Genomic DNA, 22,103 nt, shown 5'->3' on the forward strand with positions numbered 1-22,103 from the left:
GATCAGCAGCGGATGTCGGTCTTGCCGTTGGGCTCGTGGGTGCCCCACTGGATGTTGCCGACGGCGTGGGTGCACACGCTCAACGTGGCGGTGCCCTCCGACCAGTTCTCGGCCTTCTTGCCGTGGCACTGCAGGCCCTCGAGGCTGAACGGGGCGCTCCGGCCGGTCGCGACGCTGACGCAGACGTCCCAGTTGGAGTGCGAGCTGCGGAAGCCCTCCCAGACGTACACGTAGGCCCAGTTCTTGTTGCAGCCCTTGAACTGCTTGACCGAACCGATCTTGGTGTCGCCGCTCTTGATGTAACCGGTGGAGCCGATCTGGTCCACCCTGGAGCAGCCCGGCGCCGACTCGGCCTGGGCGGGCGAGGTGAGCCCCAGCATCGCACCCCCGACGATGACGGCTGCGCCCACGGTGCTGGCGATCTTGTTGAACATGCTTCTCCCTCAATGGTTTTACGAAGGTCTTGATGCAGGGCGGACAAGTCAGTCGGTGATGTAGCCGGTCACGGCGCGCCCCCTCAGCAGGCGCTCGACTGCAGCCTGGCGGTGCGGTGGACGCCGTCGGCGTCGACGTAGAGCACCTCGCCGCGGGCGCAGCCGGGCGCGTAGACCATGTTTCCCCAGTGGTTGCCGGGCGTTCCCGGCGCGACGAAGCCGACGTGGTCGCTGCTCGACCACACGGTGATGCGCAGTGCCGAGTCACCGCCGGAGTAGTTCGAGACGCGCACCCAGTTCGTCCTGCACGTCGGCGACCAGCGCAACTCCGCCTTGCCGCTGGTGGACATCTCCGCGGTGTCCGCCACGGTGGAACCGGCGCCGCACCCGGTGTCGGCCGGGTCCTTGCCGTTGCAGCCACGTCCGCTGCAGGACGCCGCCTGGGCGTCCGGCGCCATGAGGCAGCTCAGGAGCGTCAGCGCCGCCGCGGCGAGCAGGCTTGTCGACTTCATGGCGCTGACACTGCTGAGCAGCGCTTGCACCGACCTGACAGCTGCACCCGGTCAGGTGTCAGCGAGGTGTCAGAACAGCAGGACACGCTACGTTCGAACGCGTGCCGAAGTACCCGGTGGACGCGTACAACAACCTCGCCCTGCCGCAACCGCGCGGCCGCACGCCACGGCAGCTGGGCCCCAACCCGGTGGTGCACGGGCGCGAGCGGGAGCTGGCCGCGCTGCGCGCCGGTCTGGAGGAGAGCGGTGTCGCGTTGCTCTGCGGCCCACCGGGGGCAGGCAAGACCACGCTGGCCGTCCGGCTCGCGCACGAGGTCGCGGACCGGTTCCCCGGCGGCCAGCTCCGCGCCGATCTCGCCAAGCACACGATGGACGAGGTGCTGGTCCGGTTCGTCCGAGCCCTCACCGAGCCCGGCCGGGTGATCGAACCGGAGCCGGTGGACCAGCTGATGGAGCTGCTCGACACCCGGCAGGTCCTGTTCGTGCTCGACAACGTGCGAGAGGACCACGACCTCGGCCCGTTCCACCACGAGAACTCGGCGGTGATCGCGACGAGCCGCGAACGCCTGGGCGGCGTGGACCTCGGCCCCATGAGCGTCGAGGACTCGCTGACGTTGCTGCGAGCGTACCTCGGCCCGCGGATCGACGACGAGGACCCGGCGGTGGCCCGCCGGTTCGTCCTGGCCTGCGGGCAGCTGCCGCTGGCGCTGATCATCGCCGCCAAGCTCGCCCACCTCCGCACCACCGCCGCACTGGCCACGCTGGTCGACGAGATCCCCTCCGAGCGCGACAAGGTCTACAGCTCGTTCAAGTGGGCGTACCAGCAGCTCTCCCCCGCGGAAGCCCGCGTGTTCCGGTTGCTCGGAGACGGGTTCGAGCGGGAGTTCTCGATCTCCGCGCTGAACGCGCTGGCCGGCGGTGACGTACGTCAGGCCCGCAACAAGCTGCTCTCACTGCACCTGCTGGAGAACGGGTCCGACGACCGGATCACGATGCACAAGCTGCTCCGCGACTACGCGAAGACGTTGGAACCCCGCGAGCCCGAGGCCCTCGATCGCCTGCTCGACCACTACGTGGCGGTCGCGGCGCAGGAGACCGAGAACGCTGTCGCGGCCGTGGCCCTCGCCGACGACCGGCGTTGTCTCGCACTGGCCGAGCAGCTCGTCGACGCGATGTCGGTGGAGGCACAGGCGGCGGCCGTGGCGGCGGCGCGGTCACTGGGCGACCGGTCGGCGGAAGCCTTGGCGCTGGCCCACCTCGGACACGCGCTGTTCGACCGCGGACGCCTCGACGACGCCGAGGATTGTCACGCGCAGGCGCTCGCGATCCGCCGGGAGACACGGGCGCTGGTGGGGTTGGCCAACGTCTACCTGGCCAGTGGGCTCACGGAGGACGCCGTGCGGCTCTACCGGGAGGTGCTGAAGATCCGGGTCGAGGAAGGTGACGCGCACGGGGAAGCGCGGGCCTGCTTGAGCCTGGGCCGCAGCACCGGTGACATCTCCTACTACGAACGCGCTCGCGACGTCAGCGCCCGGATCGGTGACTCGGAGAGGCTCAGCCGGGCGTGGAACGGCATGGGAAACCTCCACCACCGCGCCGGGCGCCACGCGGAGGCCGTCACCTGTTACACCGCGGCGCTGGAGTCCGTTGTGGACGGTTCAGTGCTGCTGAACCTGGGTCTGACCTACGAGGAGCTCGGGGACCTGGAGAAGGCTGGTGACAGCTACGAACGGGCGGCCGAGCACGCGTTCCGCCTGCGAGACGGAGAGGTTCTCGGCGATGCCGCAAGGTTGCTGTACGCCGCGGGTTTCATCGAGCAGGCGTTGCGGCGGATGAGGCAGGCCGAGGACATCGCCGCGGACGATCACGGACTTCGGAGGTAGGCGAGCGCGAACGTCGAGTCGGCCGCCGCGCCCGCCTGGTCGTAGCAATAGACCTGCACCAGCACCCCGGGCGGGTAGGAATAACCGTTCCACGCCCAGATCCGGCAGTACCGCGGCTCCGGCCCGCTCGCGCTGACCAGCACGGCCTCGCCCGGCCAGACCTTCGGATTGCCGATGCTCTTGTACTGGACGTCGTACCGCCCCACCGCGGTCCTGGTCACCGTCGGCGTTTCACCGTTGCTGCTCCACGACCTGTTGCTGCCCGTCTCGAGCTGAGCGGCAGGAGCGGACAGGTCGTGGTGGATCGCGTTGGACGTGTAGGTGAGGTTCCAGTCGCTGTCGGTGTCGCACGCGACCTTGATCCGGGCGGCCTCGACCGTCGACCGGCAGCGCGCCGGGTACTGCCCGACCGGTGAGACCATCGCGAACCCGTTGCCGCCCAACGTGGTCACCTCGTACTGACCCGGCCCGGTCCTGACGACGCCGTTCGCGCCACCGCGGTACCGGACGGCCGGGCCGTCGCTCACGAAGACCACGGTGAACGGCAGGTTCTTCCGCGTTCCGTTCGGGTTGAAGCACGCGACGTCGACGAGCAGGTCGCGGCCGTCGGCGCGGGTTCCCTCGGTCTGGCAGGAGAACGGCTGGTAGTAGCCCCAGCCGATGCTGAGCTCCGCGTGCACGGTGCCACCGTTGACCTCCGGCACCCGCACGAGGTAGGCACCTTCGCCCTGCCGGACCAGCGTGACGTAGCGCTCGACGCCGTTGCGGCGCCAGGTTCCCCACTGCCACCGCCGGTCCATCTCGACCTCCTGCCCCACCGGCTGGTCGTACTGGCCGAAGGACGTGGTCGCGTAGGCCCAAGCGCCGATCTTTCCGTCCCCTGTGGACGTTCCTCCGGTGACCGGCTCGTTCGGCCCGCCGGTCGCGTTGACACCGGTCGCGTTGGTACCGCTCGCGTTCGTGCCCGTGGCATTCGTGCCGGTGGTAGGCGGTGCAACCGAAACCGATGGGCCCGCGAGTGGCGGTGGCGTGTTCCCCGGCGGGGTCTCGGTCGGATCGGTGACTGACTGGGCTTCGTTGCGCGTCGGCGGCTCCACCCGTTCCGAGCTCGGCATCGCCACGAGGAACACCACGAATCCCACGACGGCGGCGGCGACCTTCCAGACCTGCGGGTCGGTCAGCACCGGACTGTTCTTGGTGATGAGGTCGGTCAACGCCCTGACCGGCCTCGTGACCACGTCGGACACCGTGCGCACCGGGCTGTTCAGCCACGCGAGCCACCGGCGTTCCTCGTCCTCCGGCACCGCCACCAGGCCCGGCGCGATGTACTCGACGCGTTCCCTGAGCCGTTTGGGATCCGCGGGCTTGCAGAGCGCGCACGTGAACACGTGCTGCTGCATCAACCCGAAGTCCTCGGCGTCGATCTCGGCGAGGTCGGTGCAGCCCTTGCCCAACGCCTCGAAGACCGCGACCCGCCCCGCAACGGCCTCGTACGTCTCGGTGGTGGCCACGCCGTCCGCAATGGCCTGACGCTGCTCCGGCATCGTGTCGAGGGCGGCGGCGACCGACGACTCGGGTGTCATCACGTCAGTTTGGAGCCGATCGGACGCGCGCGAAACGACCAATCAGTGGACAAATCATGGACGTCAGCGAGCGGTGCGCGAGCGGTCAGCGCCGAACGCGATCGTGGCGCCATGACGTGGTTGCGCAAGCCTTGGGTAGGACCGTTGGCCTTCGTGGTGGTGGCGTTCGTGGCGTTCTCGCTGCCGCCCTATCTGACCGGTGACCGTGCAGCGGCGCGTGTGCAGTCGGACTGGGGACCGCACTATCCCTTCCTGCTGGTGCACGTCTTCTGCGCGTCGATCGCCATCCTCACGTGCGTCGTGCAGATCTGGCCTTGGTTCCGCGGCCGTTTTCCCGCGTGGCACCGCCGCGTCGGCCGGGTCTACGTGTGGGCGGGTGTGCTCCCGGCTGGACTGTCCGGCTTGGTCATCGGCGCGATGACGCCGTTCGGTGCGGTGGCGATGGTCAGCGACGTGATGCTCGCCGTGCTGTGGCTGGTCTTCACGTGGCTGGCGTGGCGGGCGGCCAGGACGCGGCAGTTCCGCGACCACCGCAAGTGGATGATCCGCAGTTTCGCGCTGACCGTCTCGATCATCTCGAACCGGATCTGGGGCGTGGTCGGGTTCCTGTTGCTGGCCGACCGCGTGCCGGAAGCCGAGCTCCCGAACACGCTCGCGGGGATCGCCACGTGGACGGGATGGGTGGTGCCGCTGCTGATCGCGCAGTGGTGGCTGGAGCGCAAGCCCGCGCGGCGTCGCCCGGTGGTCGAGCAGCGTGAAACCGTTCCCGCGTGACGTCCGGACGGCTACGGTCGGCAGTCATGAGGCTACTGCTCGCTGTGTTGATGATGGTCGTGCTGGCGCCCGCCACCGCGCACGCCGCACCGCCGACCGCGAAGTGCGAGTTCATCCCCACCCCGGAGAACCCGGCGGCCCGCCCGGTCCAGCCGCCGCCCGCGACCGTTCCCGCGAAGGGCATCGTCAAGGTCACCATCGTGACCAACTACGGCGTGGTGGTCGCGAAGCTCGACCGCGCCAACGCTCCGTGCGGCGTGGAGAACTTCGCACACCTGGCCCGCAGCTGGTTCTACACGATGACCCAGTGCTGGCGGCTGACCGACACCGCGCGGCTCGGCGTGCTGCAGTGCGGCGACATCTACCGCGCGGAGGAGGGCGGGCCCGGCTACCGGTTCGCCGACGAGGTGACGGGCAAGGAGACGTACCCGCGCGGCACCATCGCGTACGGCAACCAGGGCCCCGGCACGAACGGCAGCGAGTTCTTCATCGTCCACTCGTTCGCCAACATCCGGCCCGTGTACACCGTGATGGGACATGTCGTCCACGGCATGGACACGCTGGACCGGATCGTCGAGGCCGGGATCGTGCCGCAGCCGGACGGGACGCTCGACGGCGCGCCGAGGAAGCCGGTCAGGATCCTGCACGTTCTCGCAGGCTAGCCAGGATCTTCAGCACCATCCCGGACGGCAGCATTCCCAGTCCCGCCACCAGTTCGGGCCCTCGCTCGCCGGCCAGGACGCGCCGCAGCGCCCGTGTCATCGGCACCGCGCCGGGGTCTCGCTCCAGGTCGGCGAGCTCGTTCTCCAGCTGTTCCGCCCACGTGGTGTCGCCTTCCGCCCGCAGCACCACGGCGGTCATGAGAGGCGTCCAGTCCCGCATGGTCTCCTGAGCCCGCGCCATCGTGCGGTCGGCCAGCTGCTGCAGTTCGTCGGGCGCGCTCATCGGCAGACGCCCGAGCAGCTCACCGAGCCGGACGCCCTCCGTCTGCTCGGCCAGGGCGCAGATGTCGTCCAGCGAGATGCGTTCCGGCAGGCCGAAGGCGAACGTGAACATGGCGAGCATCTCGATCTCGTCGCCCAGGGTGGGAGCGCCGGACCTGGCGGCGATGACGGCCGACGCGAAGTAGTGGGCCAGCACGCGCTGGGACGCGTTGTCCACGCGGCCGAGCAGCACCGCGAAGTCGTGGTGTCCCTTGCTGATCGCGTGCGGTTCGCCGGCCTCGTAGGCCTGTCGCAGCGCTTCGGCCTTCATCGCGATGGCACGGTCGTGACGCCCCAGCTGGTCCTCGTGGCTCGCGAGCTCGTCCCAGCGGCCGAGGCGGCGCAGGTAGGGCGTGGCGCGGTCGAGCGCATCCGCCTTGTGGGGGCCGGTTTCCACCATCATCGACGCGACCCAGTTGGCGGCGAGCTCCTCGTCGACCGACCTCGCGAACTCGGGTCCCGCCATCGTCCGTCCCGCCGCCTCCGCTCCGGGATCGAGGCGCACTCGCTGCCCCTCGAACTCGATCAGGCCGTGCTCGGCCAGCACCGCCAGGCCGTCGTCGGCCTCCCGCAGGAAGTAGGTGAACCGGTCCTGCTCCTCCAGGCAGCACAACCGGAAGAAGACCTGCTGAGCACGCTGCGGTAACTCCGACAACTCCACCGAGTTCTCCCCTGTCCGTTCCGGCCGGCGATCGCGGTTACTGTGTGCCGGTGCGAAAGATCCTGGTCATCGGTATCGGCGCGGGCAACCCCGACCACCTGACGGTGCAGGCCGTCAAGGCGTTGCAGACGGTCGACGTGTTCTTCGTGCTGGACAAGGGATCCGTGAAGCAGGAGCTCGTCGACCTGCGTGCCTCGATCCTCGCCGAGCACGTGAGGCGGCCGTACCGCTGGGTCGAGGGCCGCGACCCTGACCGCGATCGGAACCCCGCCGACTACCAGGCCACGATCGAAGCCTGGCGCCGGGCCCGCGCGGACGTGTGCCTGGAGCTGCTGGCGGAGCTGGGCGAGGACGAGGTCGGCGCGTTCCTGGTGTGGGGCGACCCGTCGCTGTACGACTCGACGCTCGCGATCCTGGACGACCTCGCGGCACGCGGGGAGTCGTTCGAGGTCGAGGTGATCCCCGGCGTGACGTCCGTGGCGGCGCTGACCGCAGGGCACCGGGTGTCGCTGAACCAGGTCGGCAAGCCCGTGCAGATCACCACCGGACGGCGGCTGGCCGCCGGCTGGCCGGCCGATGTGGACGACGTGGCCGTGATGCTGGACGCGTCGTACTCGTTCGAGGGCGTCGACCCCGACACGTGGATCTACTGGGGCGCGTACCTCGGGATGCCGGACGAGATCCTGGTGTCCGGGCGGGTCGGGGACGTGGCGCCGCGCATCCGTGAGCTGCGCGACGAGGCCCGTGCGCGCAAGGGGTGGATCATGGACACCTACCTGCTGCGCAGGACCTGAATGCGGCCGTCTGTCAGGTGAGGAGCTTCGCGACCGAGCGAACGACGAGGTCACGGTTCGCGACCGCCGTCGAGAACGCCAGGATCGACAGGTGCACCACGAGGCTGAGCAGTTCCTCCGCGTCGAAGTCGGCCGGCAGGCGGCCCTCACGCTGAGCCTCCGCGATCGCGGCGACCTTCTCGACGTGTGCGTCGGCCTCGGCCTTGTTGATCGCCTCGAAGCCGTTCTCCAGCCGGTGGTAGCCCAGGAGGCTGAGCAGCTCGGGCTGCCGCTGGTAGGCGTCGAAGAGCCGGCCCGCGTAGCCCGGCAGGTCGTCCGGAGTGATGGGGACGCCCTCGATCAGCCGCACGATCTGGACCTTCAGGACCTCGTCGAAGAGATCCTCCTTGCTGCCGAAATAGGCGTAGATCATCGCCTTGTTGCAACCGGCCTTGGCGGCGATGCGGTCGACCCGCGCCCCGGCGATGCCGTGCTTGGCGAACTCGGCGAGCGCCGCATCCAGCAGCTTCGCCTTGGTCGCTTCCCTGTCCCTCACCACCAGACCAGTGTAACCAACTAGTTGGTTGACACGCGAGCGGTGTCGTGGTTGCCTGGAGTCAGGCAACCAACTGGTTAGTTAGGAGCAGGGCTCATGAAGGTCGCACTGGTCACGGGCGCTTCGTCGGGGATCGGCGAGTCGACGGCGGTTGAGCTGCACAAGGCCGGATACGTGGTGTACGCGGCGGCGCGCCGGGTGCAGCGGATGGAGGGGCTGGCCGCCCAGGGCATCCGGGTGATCGAGATGGACGTCACCGACGACGACTCGATGGTCGCGGGCGTCAAGCAGATCATCTCCGACGCGGGCCGGATCGACCTGCTCGTCAACAACGCCGGCTACGGCTCGTACGGCGCGTTCGAGGACGTGCCGCTGTCGGAGGGCAAGTACCAGTTCGAGGTCAACGTGTTCGGGCTGGCCCGGCTGGTGCAGCTCGTGGTGCCGCACATGAGGAACCAGAAGAGCGGCAGGATCGTGAACGTCTCGTCGATCGGCGGCAGGATCTACGAACCGCTCGGCGGCTGGTACCACTCGACCAAGTTCGCGGTGCAGGGGCTGAGCGACTCGTTGCGGCTGGAGCTGAAGCCGTTCGGCATCGACGTCGTGGTGATCCAGCCCGGTGCGATCAAGACCGAGTGGACCGGCATCGCGCTCGACAACATGCGCAAGACGTCCGGCGGCGGCGCGTACAAGGAGCAGGTCCGGCAGCTGGCGGCGTTCTTCGGCCAGGCCGAACGCGGGTCGGAGCCCAAGGTCATCGCCGACGTCATCGTCAAGGCGGCGCAGGCGCGCAGGCCGCGGACGAGGTACGCGGCCGGGTTCGGGGCGGCGCCGATCCTGTTCGCGCGCAGGGTGTTGTCCGACAGGGCGTTCGACGCGCTGTTCCTCGGGGTGATGCGCCGCGCCGCCAAGGTCTGAACAAGTACCTTCGGTTCAGAGCCTCCGAAGGGAATCTTGTTGGACGATCGGCTGTCTCCGGACGCAGTGCTGCTCAGTCGGTGATGTGATCACGAGTTGGCGGTAGTCAGCGGCGAAAGCAAGCGCCTGCTGACCGCCCCCACTGCCGCCAACACGACGGTGCCCACTTTGAGAAGCGGACTCTTTTTGGACCTCTCGCCGTATTTTCCGGAGCGCGCACGGCTAGCCTTGACTTGCTCGAGCGACACAGGCAGCGATGTTCGCGTTCCCGATTCCGGGCGTCGCCCCCGACATCCCCACAGGGCGGCATTACTTACTCACGACCGCTGCCACCACTTCTTGCGGACCACGTCGGTGATCACGCAGGTGATGTTGTCCGGGGCGCCGTTGGCGTTGGCGAGCGCGATCAGCCGCCACACCGCCTCGGTGCCGTCCTCTGTGGACTCCAGCACCTCGTGGATATCGTCGAGATCCGCGTAGTCCGTCAGGCCGTCACTGCAGAGCAGGTAGCGGTCACCGATTGAAGCCTGGTGCCACGACAGGTCCGGGTCGTGCGAGTTGCCGGACTGCAACGCCCGCAGCACGTACGCGCGGCGCGGGTGGACGAGAGCCTCTTCCGGCGTCATCCGGCCGGCATCGACGAGCGCCTGCACCATGGTGTGGTCATGGGTGATCTGCCGCAGCTCGCCCTCGCGCAGCAGGTACGCGCGCGAGTCGCCGATGTGCGCCAGCTGGAACGCGAGGCCCTCCCAGCGCATCGCGGTCAGCGTGGTGCCGGTGCCCTGCGGGGTCTCGGCGTCGAGCCTGCGCGCGATCTCGGCCACCGCGGGCCCCAGGTCGCCCCGCCACGTCGCGAGGACGTTCACCGCGATGGCACTCGCCAGCTCCCCTTGCTCGTGGCCACCCATGCCGTCGGCCACGGCCTGCAGGTCCGGGCGAACGTAGACCGAGTCCTCGTTGTGCTCGCGCACGAGGCCGGTATCGGTCGCCACGGCGATGCGCAGCTCGTGTGTCATACGACCAGTAGACCAGTTGTGAAGTCAGTTCACAAGCAATACGGTTGTGAACATGGATGAGACGGTCAACGCCGGGGACATCGCGCGCCTCGCCGACGTGGGGCGAGCAGCCGTGTCGAACTGGCGGCGGCGGTTCGAGGACTTCCCCGCGCCGGTCGGCGGAACGGCCTCCAGTCCGTTGTACCTGTTGCGCGACGTCGAGGCGTGGCTGCGGCGCAACGGCAAGCCGTTCCGGGTGTCGCCGGCCGAACGCCTCTGGACCCGGCTGCGGACCGTCGACGACCTCAAGCTCGGCGAGGCGCTCAGCACCGTCGACGCCGACGCCGAGACGTTCGAGTTCCTCCACGAGCGCTACCTGGAAGCCCACTCGCGGCTGCTGAACCCCACGCCGCCCGAGGTCGTCGAGCTCGTCACGAGCCTGATCGGCGGAGACACGGTGTTCGATCCCGCGTGCGGCACGGGAAACCTGCTCAAGGCGTCCGGAGCACGCCACAAGATCGGGCAGGAGCTCGACCCGGTCTCCGCGGCCATCGCGCGACGCCGGATGCCGAAGGCGCAGATCATCACCGGCGACTCCCTGCGGCACAACGGAATCCACCAGAAGGCCGACGCGGTGATCTGTGATCCGCCGTGGCACGACCGGGCGTGGGGCCACGAGGAGCTCGTCGGGGACGCCCGCTGGACCTACGGCCTGCCACCACGTGGGGAGCCGGAACTGGCCTGGTTGCAACACTGTCTGTCGCTCGCCAAGCCCGGCGGCCAGGTCGCGGTGCTGCTGCCGTCGGCCGCCGCGACCAGGCGGCCCGGCAAGCGGATCCGCGGGAACCTGTTGCGGGCCGGGGCGATCCACGCGGTGATCACCGTGCAGCCTGGCCGCGATCTCTGGCTGCTCAGGCAACCCGTGGGCAAGGCGCCGGAGCACATCGCGTTGCTCGAAGAACCCGGCCCGATCGAGCCGAACACGCGGGTGATCGACCTGCTGGACGACGACGTCGACCTCAGCCCAGCCCGCCGCAGCCGCACCGACGCGAGCGCGTATCTCGCCGCCCAGTCGAGTTTCGCCGTGCCCAGCCTTCCCGAGCTGCGAGAGCAGGCGGCCCCGCCGATGACGACGATCGGCGAGCTCGTCCGCAGCGCACCCGGCAGGCACGTCGTCACCTCACCCACAGGCGCGACGTACGAGATCGACCCGGACCGGATCGATCCGGACTTCCTCGAAGGCGTGCTGCGCGCCGCGTTCGCCCGCACCCCTACCGGCTCGACGCGCCTCGACGTGCGCAGGACGCAGGTGCCGTCGCTGCCGCTCGGCGAGCAACAGCGGTACGGACGGGCGTTCGCGCAGCTCAAAGCACTCGAAGACGGGCTGCGGGAGGCCGCCGGGCTGGTCCGGCTCGGGTACGTGGGGTTGCTGGGCGGGCAGATCGGTCCGGTGTGAGAGCTAGGCTTCGCACGTGCTGATCGCCGACCGCTACGAGATCGACGACCTGCCGCTGGGGCGGGGTGGCATGGGTGCCGTGCACGAGGGACGGGACCTGCGCCTGGATCGTCGTGTCGCGGTCAAGCTCCTGCGGCTGCCCGGCAGCGATGACGAGGTGCGGCAACGGTTCGCGCGCGAAGCCAGGATCGTCGCGAAGCTGGAGCACCCCGGAGTGCCCGTCCTGTACGACTTCGGCACCTACGACCAGCGCCTGTTCCAGGTCATGCAGTTCGTCGACGGCGTCACGATCGCGGACCTCGTGCAGGAGTTCGGCCCGCTGCCGGAGGCGTGGGCCGCGACCATCGCCGCGCAGACCGCCGCCGTCCTCACCGAGGCCCACGAACACGGCATCTGCCACCGGGACCTCAAGCCCACCAACCTGATGCTGTGCTCCGACGGCGCGGTGAAGGTGCTGGACTTCGGGCTCGCGCTGCTGCGGGAGAGCGACATCGCGCCGTTCAGCCGGGCCGGCCAGATTCTCGGCACGCCGTCCTACATGGCGCCCGAACAGATCCAGCGCGGTACCGCCGAACCGCGCAGCGACCTGTACGCGTTGGGCTGCGTGCTGCACGAGATGCTGACCGGCGAACAGCTCTTCACCGGGCCGACGGCGTACGCGGTGTTCGACAAGCACGTCAAGGAAGCGCCGCGCCGGCTGCGCAGCGCACTCGACCCGGTCGTGCAGCGGTTGCTCGCCAAGGAACCCGCCGACCGGCCGGCGACCGCGCGAGACGTTTTCGTTGACCTGCAAGGATTCGCACAGAATCCACCACCGCTGCCCGGATTCGTGCAGGGCTGCTCCGCGGCGGCGTTGTACGCGAGCGTGCAGCTCAGGCCGGGATCCGGTTCACCTCGTGATCACCGGTCGCCCACAGGTGCTGCACCGCGTACGCACGCCACGGTCGCCACGCCTCCGAACGCCTGACCAGAGCCGCCGGCGTCGACGGCAGGCCCAAAGCCCTGGCCGCCAACCGGATGCCGAGATCGGTCGGCAGGAACGCGTCCGGATCGCCCAACGACCTCATCGCAATCGATTCGACAGTCCACGGACCGAAGCCGGGCAGGGTGGCGAGCCATTCGCGTGCGACAGCCCTGTCCGCACCCGGCGAAAGGTCCAAACCGGACCGCAGCGCCTCCAGCAACGCGGCCATCGTGCGGCGCCGCGACTCGGGCATCGCGAGCTCCGCGGGATCGAACTCCAGCGGGAACAGGAACAGGTCGCCGACCGGTGTGCCGTAACGCGACACGAGACGGGCGGCGTGCGTGCGCGCGGCCTTCGTCGAGACCTGCTGCCCCAGAACGGCTCTGATGGCGAACTCCGCGCCGTCGACCGTCCGCGGGACACGACGGCCAGGTGCGCTCAGCACCAGTTGTTCCAACAACGGGTCGGAAGACAACGCGGTGTCGACCTCGACCGGATCGACGTCGAGGTCGAGCAGGAAGCGGCAGAGGTCTAGAGCAGTAGCCAGATCACGCGCGTCGGACAGCTCCACAGTGCACTCGACGTGATCGGTCAAGGGCCGCAAAGCCGCGATCCCGCAACCGAAAGGCAGTCGCAGAGTGCGCCGGTAGATGCCGTCCCTCCACTCCTCGACGCCGGGAACGGCGGTGGCGATCAGGTGACCGAACAGGTTGTCAGGGCAAAGAGGTGCCTTGAAGGGCAAGCGTTCCGTGAACCTGTCCAAGCGCATGAACGCAAGCATGACGCCGATCCAACCGAGACGCTGGCGGAAAAAGGACATCACTCTGGACGGGGCCAACCGGGTGACCTGCTTCGCGACGCGATCTGTCCTGGCTAGTCTGGCTCCTGCGCCGTTGTGAAGTCGGGTTTTCAGCAGGGAAGGGCGGCGTCGCGTGCGATGAGAGCGGCTTGGACGCGGTTGTCGCACCGCAGCTTCGTCAGCAGTCGGCTGACGTGGGCCTTGATCGCCCCCTCCGAGAGGTACATGAGCCTTGCGATGCGCGCGTTAGCCATGCCCTGCGCCAGGTACACCAGCACTTCCTGCTCCCGCCGAGTGAGCAGGCTGATGCGGTTGCGCGCGGCGTCACGACGTTCCGAGTCGGCACCGGTGAAGTGGTCGACCAGAGCACGCGTCGCGGACGGCGACAGGATCGCCTCTCCCGCGGCGACCACGCGCACGGCGTTCACGAGGGCGTCGGGTTCGCCGTTCTTGAACAGGAAACCCGCCGCACCCGCCCGCAACGCCGGGAACAACAGCTCCTCGGTCTGCGGCGTGCACAGCATGATCACCTGCGTGCCGGGAACGTGCCTGCGCACCATGCGCACCGCCCCGAGCCCCTCCATGCCGGGCATCGCGGCGTCCATCAACAGCACCTGCGGCCGATGGCGCCGCGCGAGCTCGACCGCACCGCCGCCGTCGCCGGCCTCGCCGACCACCGCGATGTTGCCGGACCGTTCCAGCACACCTCGCACGCCGGTGCGGATCAGAACCTCGTCGTCGGCGATGCCAACGGTGATCGTGCGCGGCTTGTCCACCAGCTGCAGACCTGTGCTCGCCCACGAGGTGCTCGTCGTCAACGTCATGCGCACTCCCTGTCAGACCGGACCAGTCACCAGTTTGTTCCCGAACGAGGATCTGGGGAAGGCAGGCATAACGAGCACGTTGCGAACCGTCTCGCGCGCACAGCCGTGTAACGGGTTGCACCCGGCAGGTCACCACCCGCGACCTGCGCTGTTGTCGGCCCGAGACGGCAAGACCCCGCCGTTACGGCTGGAGGAGAGGACATCATGACCAGCACCGGACGTTGCGCCCTGTGCGCCGGCACGCTGCCTCCCGCCACCTCCGACCAGCGCAGGTCCTACTGCTCCAACGCCTGCCGCCAAAGGGCTTACCGCCGCCGCGCCGCCGCTTCCGCGCCTGCCACGGTGAGCAGGCAGAACCTGCGCGTGCTCTCGAACCTGCCCGCCGCGCGCGACACGTTCATCGGCCGCCAGCAGGAGCTCACGAAGATCGACCAGCTGTTGCGCAGGCACCGTCTCGTTACGCTCGTGGGCAGTGCGGGTGCGGGTAAGACCCGGCTCGCGCTGGAGGCCGCCGGCCGGTTGCGGCGCGGCAGGACGGACCGGGTGCTGCTCGTCGAACTCGGCGAGGTCCGTGCTTCCCGGGACGTCATGCCGGCTGTCGCACACGCGCTCGGTGTCGTCGCGCACGCGGACGAGCCGTTGTGCGACACGGTGCTGGAAACGCTCGTGAACATGAAGGTCGTCGTGGTCCTCGACAACTGCGAACACCTTCTCGACACGTGCGCCGAACTCGTCGACCTGTTGCTGAACCGCTGCCCCGGCGTCCGGGTGCTGGCGACGTCGCGTGAGGCGCTGTGGATCACGGGTGAGGTGAGCTTCCAGGTCGAGGGGCTGCCGGTGCCGTCGACCGACCGCGACCTCGTCACGACGGCGGCGCCGCGGTCCGAGGCCGTGAAGCTGTTCGTGGACCGGGCTCGCGAACGCAAGCCCGACTTCCGGCTGACGCCCTCGAACACCGCCGCGGTCGCCTTGCTGTGCGCACGACTGGAGGGCATGCCGCTCGCGATCGAGCTGGCGGCGCGGTGGGTGCAGCTGTTGCCCGTCACCGACATCTGCGACCGGATGGACGAGCCGCTGGAACTGCTGACGCTGGGATGCCGGAAGTCGCCCTCGCGGCAGCGATCACTGCGCGAGGCGATCGACTGGAGCTACCAGCTGCTCGATTCGGACGAACAGTTCGCGTTGCGACGACTGTCGGTGTTCGACGGCGGCTTCGACCTGGTTGCGGCGGCTGAGGTTTGTTCGTCTGAGCGGTCCGCCGAGCCCGTGCTGGACGTGTTGTCGCGGTTGCAGGCCAAGTCGCTGCTGACGGCGATCCCCGGCACGACCCGGTTCCGGCAGCTGGAGTCGGTTCGCTTGCACGCTCGGGAGAAGCTGGTCGCGGCGGGCGAGCTGGATGTCGCCTATGAGGCTTTGGCGCGGTGGTTCACCGACCTGTCGGACGTGCTGATCACGGCGCCGCTGTCGGTGCCGTTCGACGTGCAGGACAAGCTCGACAACCACGTCGACAGTCTGTTGGGGACCGTGGAGTGGGCTGCGGAGCGTGCGGACGAACGGTTGCTGCTGCTGACTTCCGCCCTGGCCGACTGCACGGCGCGGCGCGGGCTGCTCGGGCAGGCCCGCGTGATGCTGCGGGACGCGTTGCGACGACCGTCCACCAGGGACGATTACCGGTGCGTTGCCCTGAACCACGCCGCCCGTTTCGCGGTAGAGCAAGGAGATCACGCCGAGGCTGTCGAGCTGTCCGGCGAGGCCTCCCGACTGGTGCGGCCGTTGGAGCATCCGGCGCTGGCGATGAGCTGCCGCAGCACACTGGCGGCCGTGCAGCAGTCTTCTGGCGAGTGGGAGGCTTCTGCGGAGAACAACACCGAATGCCTGCGCGTGGCCGAGTTGTTGGGAGAACCCCTCGCGCGTGCGACCTGTTTGGTGGACTTGGCTCGTACGGCGTTGTCTCTCGGCAAGCACGAACGGGCCGAGAAGGCTGTCATGAAGGCGTTGCCCATCTCGCGCGCATCCGGTGTTCCCGCGCGCATCGCCTCAGCGTTGAACACGCGCGGTGTCGTGGCGTTGGTGCAAGGCGACCTGGACGAGTCCACACACGCCTTCCAGGAGGCGTTGCAGATGGACGGCATCAATCCATTGACCGCACCTGACGCCCTCGAAGGGTTGGCCGTCGTGGCGTTGATGCGCGGTCAGGCCGAGCGCGCGCTTAGGCTTGAGGCGACCGGACGTGCTTTGCGACGGTCCGTCGGAGTCGTGCCGGATCCGTTCTGGGCAGGGAAGGTCGCTGGGGCCATGCGCACCGCACGGCTGATGTTGTCCGCCGCACGCGCGGAAGCTGCTGCCACGCCGTTGACCGCCGCGGAAACCGAGGCCTTCATCCACGACGAGGTGTGGCTCGACCGCACCGCTGCCGACGACTCGTTGGACGACGGCGAGCGACGGGTGATCGCGTTGCTGGCCACCGGACTCACCAACCAGCAGATCGCGAACCGGCTGGGGGTGTCGGTGCGGACGGTGGCCTCCCGGCTGCAGCGGCTGCGGGACAAGCTTGGGCTGCAGAGCCGGGAGGACATCGCGGCCTGGGGAGCCGAACGTGCCATCGGCTGACCGTGAAAACGTTTACTCACAGTTGACAGTTCAGGCGCGCACGTGCAGCCCGAAACCCGTGCGCCCCTTGGGCTCCAGCCCCTCCTTCAGCTGCAACGAGGGGATCTCGTAATCGCCGAAGTTCTGTCGCCGGAACGGGATCGGCTCGGTCGACTCCAGCGTGAGCAGCCGCTGCTCCCACGCCTTGGCGACGTCCGCGTAGTCCTCGCCGGTCATCCGGTCGACCCCGTACAGCAGGAACGGCGGCAACGCCTCGATGCCGGGGTAGTAGAGGATGCCGTGGTGGATCGGGAACAGCAGATCCTCGATGGGCCCGTTGATCCCGCGCGCGGAGTAGTGCGACTCCGGCCCACCCAACGTCACCGAGAGCAGCGCCTTCTTGCCGGCGAGCGTGCCTTCGCCGTAGCGCTCGCCGTACTTGGTGTCGCTGTGCTCGCCGACGCCGTACGCGAAGCGGTAGGTGAACACCCGGTCGACCCAGCCCTTCAGGATCGCGGGCATCGAGTACCACCACAGCGGGAACTGGAAGATGATCGTGTCGGCCCACAGCAGTTTCTCCTGCTCGGCGGCGACGTCCGGGGTGAGCGTCCCGCTGTCGAACGCCCGGCCGGAGTCCAGGGCCACCTTCAGCCGGCTGGAGGCGTCGAGACCGTAGTCCGCGGCGTCCACCACCGCCTTCCAGTTCATCGCGTACAGGTCGCTCACCCGCACCTCGTGCCCCGCACCCTCCAATGTGGACACGGCGAGGTCCTTCAGCGAGCCGTTGAGCGACTTGGGCTCCGGGTGGGCGTAGACGATCAGCGTCTTCACGGGAACTCCTTCGGATCAGGTGTTCGGAGATCATGGGCGCTCCCTCGTGCGGCGTTCAGGGCCTGGACTTCCTGGTACTGGCAGGACCACCCTGTTCGGCGTTCTGGCGGCCATACTGGAGGCCGTGGACGATCTGGCGGGCTTCCTGCGAATCCGGCGTTCCCGAGTCGACCCGGCCTCCGTGGGCATTCCCACCGAGAGGCACCGCCGGGTCTCGGGCCTGCGCCGCGAGGAGGTCGCGCACCTGTCCGGCGTGAGCGTCGACTACTACGTGCGTCTGGAGCAGGGCCGCGCGACCCAGCCCTCCGAGCAGGTCCTGGACGCACTCGCCCGCGTCCTGGGCCTCGACGAGACCGAACGCGAGCACCTCCACCGGCTGGCCAGGCAACGCCGCCGCACCGCGAAGGCACCGAGCGGGCGGATCCGCCCGGAGCTGCTGCGCGTCCTCGACCTGGTGACCGGCGCACCGGCGGTGATCATGAACCACCGCCTCGACGTGCTCGCAGGCAACCGCCTCGCCGGACTCCTCTACAGCGCGCCGTTGCCGGGGCTGAACATCGCCCGGCACATCTTCGTGCAGGAGCCCGGGCTGTACGCCGAGTGGGAGAAGTGCACGCTCGACGTGGTGGGACATCTGCGGCTGGCGGCGGGCAAGTACCCGGACGACCCGCGGCTGGCCTCGCTCATCGGCGAGCTGTCGATGGGCAGTGAGCGGTTCCGGCGCCTTTGGGCTCGCGCGGACGTGCGGGCGCGTGCGCATGGGCGCAAGACGTATCGGCACCCGTTGGTCGGGGTGTTGGAGCTGCACCAGGAGAACTTCTCGTTGCCCGACGAGTCGGGGATGGAGCTGCTGGTGTTGTCGGCGGCTCCCGGCAGTCCGGCCGAGGACGGACTACGCCTGCTCGCGAGCCTTGACAGCGCGGAGGAACGCGGACCACGCGTCAGCGCTGAGCTCTAGTGGAGCGTCGCGGCTTGGTTGTGCTCCGTTGAGTCCGGCAGGGGGCTGGGCGGTCTTGTGCTCATCACCGAAGCCCGGATGGTCGCGCTCTCATGCACGTCGCTGCCGAGATGGCGGTAGAGAAATGCTGACGCAAACGTCCTTGCTGATCATCCCAACTGCTCCCAACCGTGCAGGTGGCAGCCAGGAGAGCGCGATCTTCATGATCGAAGCGCGGCTGCCTGCCGGAATCCGCAGTCGATCTTCTCGCAGATCTCGCTCGCGGTCATACCGGTGGCGGACACCGCGGTTCGCACCGCATCACCGAACTCACGGCCGCGCGCCGTGGAGAAACGCTTTGGCATGGAACGAAGTTAGGGCCGACCGTCCTCTTTGTGCAGTCAGCGACAGGAAACTCAACCCGAAGAGGCGTCGTCTCGGAACGCCTCCAATCGTCAACGTTGTAGACCGAAACTGGACAACCGCTGTCCTGGAACCGTTTCCGGGCTACTCCGTTCGAGTGCCGGCAGAGGTCTAGACCTTGACCGTTGAGTGGTCTGGACCACATCGTTCCGGTACCCCTGCGACTGAGGAGACCGATGTCCAAGTTCCGATGGCATCTTGCTGCTCTCTTCGCGGCCGTCGCCGCGATGGTCCTCGGCCTCGCCGTCGTGCCCGCTGCTAGCGGTGCCGGTGGCGTGTCCGCCACGTTCTCCAAGGGTTCGGACTGGGGAACGGGCTACGAGGGCAAGTACACGATCACGAACAACAGCACGGCGGCCCTGACGTCGTGGACTGTCGAGTTCACGCTGCCCGCCAACCACAAGGTCGGCTCGCTCTGGGACGGCAGCTTCACCACGTCGGGTCAGGTCGTCACGGTCAAGAACACGTGGAACGGCAACGTCGGTGTGGGTCAGTCGGCGAGCTTCGGCTTCAACGTCTCGTACACGGGCCCGTACGCGGCGCCGACGAACTGCAAGCTGAACGGTGCCTCGTGCGACGCGGGCGGCACGAACCCGACGACCACTGACCCGACGACCACGACCACAACGTCGACAACCACCACGACCACGACGACGACCACGACTGGTCCACCGCCGCCTCCCGGGAAGATCAACCTGGGCTACTTCGCGGAGTGGGGCGTCTACCCGGCGCGCAACTACCAGGTGAAGAACATCGACACCTCGGGTTCGGCGGCGAAGCTCACGCACATCAACTACGCGTTCGGCAACGTGTCGAACGGGCAGTGCACCATCGGTGAGTCCTACCCCGCGCTCGAGAAGGCCATGACGGCGGCCGAGAGCGTGGACGGCGTCGCCGACACGTGGGACCAGCCGGTGCGCGGCAACTTCAACCAGCTGATGAAGCTGAAGAAGAAGTACCCGCACCTCAAGGTGATCTACTCGTTCGGTGGCTGGACCTGGTCCGGTGGCTTCGGTGCGGCCGCGGCCAACCCGAACGGGTTCGCGGAGTCCTGCTACAAGCTGCTCGAGGATCCGCGCTGGGCCAGCCTGTTCGACGGCATCGACATCGACTGGGAGTACCCGAACGCCTGTGGTCTGTCCTGCGACACCAGTGGTTTCGAGGCGTACAAGAACCTGATGGGCGCACTGCGGGCCCGCTTCGGTTCCAACTACCTCATCACCTCGGCGATCACCGCCGACGGCTCCAACGGTGGCAAGATCGACGCGGCGAACTACGGCGGCGCGGCGCAGTACATCGACTGGTACAACGTCATGACGTACGACTACTTCGGCGCGTGGGCGGCGCAGGGTCCGACGGCTCCGCACTCCCCGTTGACGTCGTACAGCGGCATCCCGACGGCCGGCTTCAACGCCGAGGCGGCGATCTCCAAGCTGCGCGGCAAGGGTGTCCCCGCATCGAAGCTCCTGCTCGGCATCGGCTTCTACGGCCGCGGCTGGCAGGGCGTCACGCAGGCGGCTCCCGGTGGCACGGCGACGGGTCCGGCGCCCGGCACGTTCGAGCAGGGCATCGAGGACTACAAGGTCCTGAAGACCAAGTGCCCCGCCACGGGCACGGTCGCGGGCACGGCCTACGCGTTCTGCAACGGCCAGTGGTGGAGCTACGACACCCCGCAGACGATCGCGAGCAAGATCTCCTGGGCACGTGGCCAGGGTCTCGGCGGCGCGTTCTTCTGGGAGCTCACGGGTGACACCGCGAACGGAGAGTTGATCACAGCGATGAGGAACGCCCTCGGGTAGTTCTTCACAACGCCGGGAGGGGAGCTGGGTCGCCCAGCTCCCCTTTTGTGTTCGGCAGAAAACCTCGTTCACCAGCTTGAGGTACCCGTCACCGGGATCGCCGCCGTTCGCGGCCTGACCGATACCTCCAACCGCTTCCCGGACGTACCGATCATCATCGCGCCGCAGCCGGGGATCGAGCCGCCGAAGCCGGTGCCGCGGAAGCGACACCGGCCGTGGCGAGCAGGGTGGCCGCGGTGAGTGCGGCCACCAGCTTCATCTTCAGCAGAAAACCCCGTTGAGAATGGCGTTGTGGGCCGGACCGGAGTCGCCGCCCGCCGGTGCGCTGGTGGCGGACATCTCCAGGCGCTTCTTGTTGTCCGGCGTGGTCAGCAGCTCCGTCGAGTAGCCGGGGATGCCGCCGCCGTGCCCGACGACCTTGGTGCCGCACGGCAGGGTCTGCACGACCAGGCCGAGGCCGTAGTCCGGGCTGACCACCGTGGTCTTGACGAGCTCCTGCTGCTGCGCGGGCTTGAGCAGTTTGCCGCTCGTCAACGCCACGATGAACGTGTCGAGGTCGCGGGTCGTGGAGATCATCTCACCGGCGGACCACGCCACCGACGGGTTGATCCGGGTGATGTCGGACGGCTTGCCGTTCACCGGCCAGTAGCCGTGCGCGTGCGGGCCGTTGATGTTCGGGTTGTCGCCAGGCACCTCGGTTGCGTTGAGGTGCAACGGCTTCAGGATCCGCTGTTCGACGGCCTTCTCGTACGGCCTGCCCGTCAGCTTCTCGACGAGCAGGCCCGCGACGATGTAGTTGGTGTTGGAGTAGCTCCACTTCGTGCCGGGCGGGAAGTCGAGCGGCTTGCTGGTGGCGATGGCCAGCAGCTCCTTCGGCTCCCAGTGCTTGTAGCGGATCTTCTCGAACTCGTCGGGCGTGAGCGGCAACGCGTTGGTGTAGTTGAAGAGGCCGCTGGTGTGCTGCATGACCTGCCGCACGGTGATCTGCTTGTCGATCAGGCCGGGCAGGTAGCGGTCGACCGGTGCGTCCAGGTCGACCTTGCCCTCGCCCGCGAGCTGCAGCAGGACCGTCGACACGAAGGTCTTGGTGATGCTGCCGATGCGGAACCGGCCGTCGAGCGGCACCGGCCTGTCGCTGTCGAGTTCGGCCTTGCCCGAACGGGCGGTGAAGCGCTGCCGCCCGTCCGTCACGCGTGCCTGGACGCCGAGCGCTCCCCCGCCCGACGTCAGCTGGTCCATCGCCTTCTGGATGACGTCGCGGTCGGCGCTCGTGTCGGCCGACGCGACGCCCGCGGTGGTCACGGCCAGCAGGCTTGCTGCGGTCACTGTGGCTACCAATCGAATCCCCATGACACCAACCCTTCCGCCGCGGGGCCGAGGGCGCATCGGCCTGAGGGCTGACGCTGCCT

General features: G+C 68.5%; 21 protein-coding genes. 10 read left to right on the forward strand and 11 right to left on the reverse strand.

The window, feature by feature from the left end:
• Nucleotides 1-2 precede the first annotated feature (2 nt).
• Both JOD27_RS15120 and JOD27_RS15125 read right to left on the reverse strand, forming a co-directional pair.
• Nucleotides 3-434 (reverse strand): hypothetical protein, encoded by a 432-nt coding sequence (locus tag JOD27_RS15120; RefSeq protein ID WP_204762882.1) that lies wholly within the window; start codon nucleotides 432-434, stop codon nucleotides 3-5.
• 83 nt (nucleotides 435-517) lie between these two features.
• A complete protein-coding gene (locus JOD27_RS15125; RefSeq protein WP_204762883.1) occupies nucleotides 518-946 on the reverse strand; it encodes a DUF2690 domain-containing protein in 429 nt (142 codons plus the stop codon).
• Between the two features lie 101 nt (nucleotides 947-1,047).
• On the opposite strand from JOD27_RS15125, the gene JOD27_RS15130 reads away from it, so the two are divergent.
• Complete coding sequence (locus JOD27_RS15130) at nucleotides 1,048-2,829, forward strand: tetratricopeptide repeat protein (protein WP_204762884.1); 1,782 nt, start codon at nucleotides 1,048-1,050, stop codon at nucleotides 2,827-2,829.
• On the opposite strand, the gene JOD27_RS15135 is transcribed toward JOD27_RS15130, so the two are convergent.
• A complete protein-coding gene (locus tag JOD27_RS15135; protein ID WP_204762885.1) occupies nucleotides 2,811-4,412 on the reverse strand; it encodes a hypothetical protein in 1,602 nt (533 codons plus the stop codon). The two genes, JOD27_RS15130 and JOD27_RS15135, sit on opposite strands and share 19 nt — an antisense overlap.
• 111 nt (nucleotides 4,413-4,523) lie before the next feature.
• Here JOD27_RS15135 and JOD27_RS15140 point away from each other — a divergent pair, with 111 nt between their 5' ends.
• Together JOD27_RS15140 and JOD27_RS15145 are read left to right on the forward strand one after the other, a co-directional pair.
• The gene (locus JOD27_RS15140; RefSeq protein WP_204762886.1) at nucleotides 4,524-5,186 is read left to right on the forward strand and encodes a DUF2306 domain-containing protein; all 663 of its coding nucleotides are present in this window, start codon (nucleotides 4,524-4,526) and stop codon (nucleotides 5,184-5,186) included.
• 26 nt (nucleotides 5,187-5,212) lie between these two features.
• Nucleotides 5,213-5,848 (forward strand): peptidylprolyl isomerase, encoded by a 636-nt coding sequence (locus JOD27_RS15145; RefSeq protein WP_204762887.1) that lies wholly within the window; start codon nucleotides 5,213-5,215, stop codon nucleotides 5,846-5,848.
• On the opposite strand, the gene JOD27_RS15150 is transcribed toward JOD27_RS15145, so the two are convergent.
• The gene (locus tag JOD27_RS15150; protein ID WP_204762888.1) at nucleotides 5,820-6,830 is read right to left on the reverse strand and encodes a hypothetical protein; all 1,011 of its coding nucleotides are present in this window, start codon (nucleotides 6,828-6,830) and stop codon (nucleotides 5,820-5,822) included. The genes JOD27_RS15145 and JOD27_RS15150 overlap by 29 nt on opposite strands.
• A gap of 50 nt (nucleotides 6,831-6,880) precedes the next feature.
• Here JOD27_RS15150 and cobF point away from each other — a divergent pair, with 50 nt between their 5' ends.
• Nucleotides 6,881-7,624 (forward strand): precorrin-6A synthase (deacetylating), encoded by a 744-nt coding sequence (gene cobF, locus JOD27_RS15155; protein WP_204762889.1) that lies wholly within the window; start codon nucleotides 6,881-6,883, stop codon nucleotides 7,622-7,624.
• Nucleotides 7,625-7,637: 13 nt separating this feature from the next.
• On the opposite strand, the gene JOD27_RS15160 is transcribed toward cobF, so the two are convergent.
• Nucleotides 7,638-8,162, reverse strand: a complete 525-nt coding sequence (locus tag JOD27_RS15160) for a TetR/AcrR family transcriptional regulator (RefSeq protein ID WP_204762890.1) — start codon at nucleotides 8,160-8,162, stop codon at nucleotides 7,638-7,640.
• Between the two features lie 93 nt (nucleotides 8,163-8,255).
• Here JOD27_RS15160 and JOD27_RS15165 point away from each other — a divergent pair, with 93 nt between their 5' ends.
• A complete protein-coding gene (locus tag JOD27_RS15165; RefSeq protein ID WP_204762891.1) occupies nucleotides 8,256-9,077 on the forward strand; it encodes an oxidoreductase in 822 nt (273 codons plus the stop codon).
• A 317-nt stretch (nucleotides 9,078-9,394) separates the two neighbouring features.
• On the opposite strand, the gene JOD27_RS15170 is transcribed toward JOD27_RS15165, so the two are convergent.
• Nucleotides 9,395-10,093, reverse strand: a complete 699-nt coding sequence (locus JOD27_RS15170) for a PP2C family protein-serine/threonine phosphatase (protein ID WP_204762892.1) — start codon at nucleotides 10,091-10,093, stop codon at nucleotides 9,395-9,397.
• A 52-nt stretch (nucleotides 10,094-10,145) separates the two neighbouring features.
• Between JOD27_RS15170 and JOD27_RS15175 the strand changes: the two genes are divergently transcribed.
• Together JOD27_RS15175 and JOD27_RS15180 are read left to right on the forward strand one after the other, a co-directional pair.
• The gene (locus JOD27_RS15175; RefSeq protein WP_204762893.1) at nucleotides 10,146-11,528 is read left to right on the forward strand and encodes an HsdM family class I SAM-dependent methyltransferase; all 1,383 of its coding nucleotides are present in this window, start codon (nucleotides 10,146-10,148) and stop codon (nucleotides 11,526-11,528) included.
• Nucleotides 11,529-11,544: 16 nt separating this feature from the next.
• Nucleotides 11,545-12,495 carry a serine/threonine-protein kinase gene (locus tag JOD27_RS15180; RefSeq protein WP_204762894.1) on the forward strand — a complete coding sequence of 317 codons (951 nt, stop codon included), beginning with the start codon at nucleotides 11,545-11,547 and terminating at the stop codon, nucleotides 12,493-12,495.
• Here the strand turns inward: JOD27_RS15180 and JOD27_RS15185 are convergent.
• Nucleotides 12,401-13,261, reverse strand: coding sequence for a DNA-3-methyladenine glycosylase family protein (locus JOD27_RS15185; protein WP_239567158.1), 861 nt, complete (start codon nucleotides 13,259-13,261; stop codon nucleotides 12,401-12,403). The two genes, JOD27_RS15180 and JOD27_RS15185, sit on opposite strands and share 95 nt — an antisense overlap.
• 140 nt (nucleotides 13,262-13,401) lie before the next feature.
• The gene (locus tag JOD27_RS15190; RefSeq protein WP_204762896.1) at nucleotides 13,402-14,115 is read right to left on the reverse strand and encodes a response regulator; all 714 of its coding nucleotides are present in this window, start codon (nucleotides 14,113-14,115) and stop codon (nucleotides 13,402-13,404) included.
• A 204-nt stretch (nucleotides 14,116-14,319) separates the two neighbouring features.
• Here JOD27_RS15190 and JOD27_RS15195 point away from each other — a divergent pair, with 204 nt between their 5' ends.
• Nucleotides 14,320-16,725 carry an ATP-binding protein gene (locus tag JOD27_RS15195; RefSeq protein ID WP_204762897.1) on the forward strand — a complete coding sequence of 802 codons (2,406 nt, stop codon included), beginning with the start codon at nucleotides 14,320-14,322 and terminating at the stop codon, nucleotides 16,723-16,725.
• Nucleotides 16,726-16,755: 30 nt separating this feature from the next.
• On the opposite strand, the gene JOD27_RS15200 is transcribed toward JOD27_RS15195, so the two are convergent.
• Nucleotides 16,756-17,535 (reverse strand): NAD(P)H-dependent oxidoreductase, encoded by a 780-nt coding sequence (locus JOD27_RS15200; RefSeq protein WP_204762898.1) that lies wholly within the window; start codon nucleotides 17,533-17,535, stop codon nucleotides 16,756-16,758.
• A 124-nt stretch (nucleotides 17,536-17,659) separates the two neighbouring features.
• Between JOD27_RS15200 and JOD27_RS15205 the strand changes: the two genes are divergently transcribed.
• Entirely contained in the window at nucleotides 17,660-18,493 is an 834-nt protein-coding gene (locus tag JOD27_RS15205; protein ID WP_307830137.1) for a helix-turn-helix transcriptional regulator, read from the forward strand.
• A gap of 200 nt (nucleotides 18,494-18,693) precedes the next feature.
• Here JOD27_RS15205 and JOD27_RS15210 read toward each other — a convergent pair whose 3' ends face one another.
• Nucleotides 18,694-18,837, reverse strand: coding sequence for a hypothetical protein (locus JOD27_RS15210; RefSeq protein WP_204762899.1), 144 nt, complete (start codon nucleotides 18,835-18,837; stop codon nucleotides 18,694-18,696).
• A 234-nt stretch (nucleotides 18,838-19,071) separates the two neighbouring features.
• Between JOD27_RS15210 and JOD27_RS15215 the strand changes: the two genes are divergently transcribed.
• On the forward strand, nucleotides 19,072-20,694 hold the full coding sequence (locus JOD27_RS15215; RefSeq protein WP_204762900.1) for a glycosyl hydrolase family 18 protein: 1,623 nt from the start codon (nucleotides 19,072-19,074) through the stop codon (nucleotides 20,692-20,694).
• 261 nt (nucleotides 20,695-20,955) lie between these two features.
• Here the strand turns inward: JOD27_RS15215 and JOD27_RS15220 are convergent, their stop codons facing one another.
• On the reverse strand, nucleotides 20,956-22,020 hold the full coding sequence (locus JOD27_RS15220) for a serine hydrolase domain-containing protein (protein ID WP_307830138.1): 1,065 nt from the start codon (nucleotides 22,018-22,020) through the stop codon (nucleotides 20,956-20,958).
• Nucleotides 22,021-22,103 lie beyond the last annotated feature (83 nt).

The sequence above is a fragment of the Lentzea nigeriaca genome (genome assembly GCF_016907955.1).
GTDB lineage: Bacteria > Actinomycetota > Actinomycetes > Mycobacteriales > Pseudonocardiaceae > Lentzea > Lentzea nigeriaca.

Coding starts and splice junctions, on each gene's coding strand:
- JOD27_RS15120 (WP_204762882.1), bottom strand. CDS start 434: ATGTTCAACAAGATCGCCAGCACCGTGGGCGCAGCCGTCATCGTCGGG.
- JOD27_RS15125 (WP_204762883.1), bottom strand. CDS start 946: ATGAAGTCGACAAGCCTGCTCGCCGCGGCGGCGCTGACGCTCCTGAGC.
- JOD27_RS15135 (WP_204762885.1), bottom strand. CDS start 4,412: ATGACACCCGAGTCGTCGGTCGCCGCCGCCCTCGACACGATGCCGGAG.
- JOD27_RS15140 (WP_204762886.1), top strand. CDS start 4,524: ATGACGTGGTTGCGCAAGCCTTGGGTAGGACCGTTGGCCTTCGTGGTG.
- JOD27_RS15145 (WP_204762887.1), top strand. CDS start 5,213: ATGAGGCTACTGCTCGCTGTGTTGATGATGGTCGTGCTGGCGCCCGCC.
- JOD27_RS15165 (WP_204762891.1), top strand. CDS start 8,256: ATGAAGGTCGCACTGGTCACGGGCGCTTCGTCGGGGATCGGCGAGTCG.
- JOD27_RS15170 (WP_204762892.1), bottom strand. CDS start 10,093: ATGACACACGAGCTGCGCATCGCCGTGGCGACCGATACCGGCCTCGTG.
- JOD27_RS15175 (WP_204762893.1), top strand. CDS start 10,146: ATGGATGAGACGGTCAACGCCGGGGACATCGCGCGCCTCGCCGACGTG.
- JOD27_RS15185 (WP_239567158.1), bottom strand. CDS start 13,261: ATGCGCTTGGACAGGTTCACGGAACGCTTGCCCTTCAAGGCACCTCTT.
- JOD27_RS15190 (WP_204762896.1), bottom strand. CDS start 14,115: ATGACGTTGACGACGAGCACCTCGTGGGCGAGCACAGGTCTGCAGCTG.
- JOD27_RS15195 (WP_204762897.1), top strand. CDS start 14,320: ATGACCAGCACCGGACGTTGCGCCCTGTGCGCCGGCACGCTGCCTCCC.
- JOD27_RS15210 (WP_204762899.1), bottom strand. CDS start 18,837: ATGCCAAAGCGTTTCTCCACGGCGCGCGGCCGTGAGTTCGGTGATGCG.
- JOD27_RS15215 (WP_204762900.1), top strand. CDS start 19,072: ATGTCCAAGTTCCGATGGCATCTTGCTGCTCTCTTCGCGGCCGTCGCC.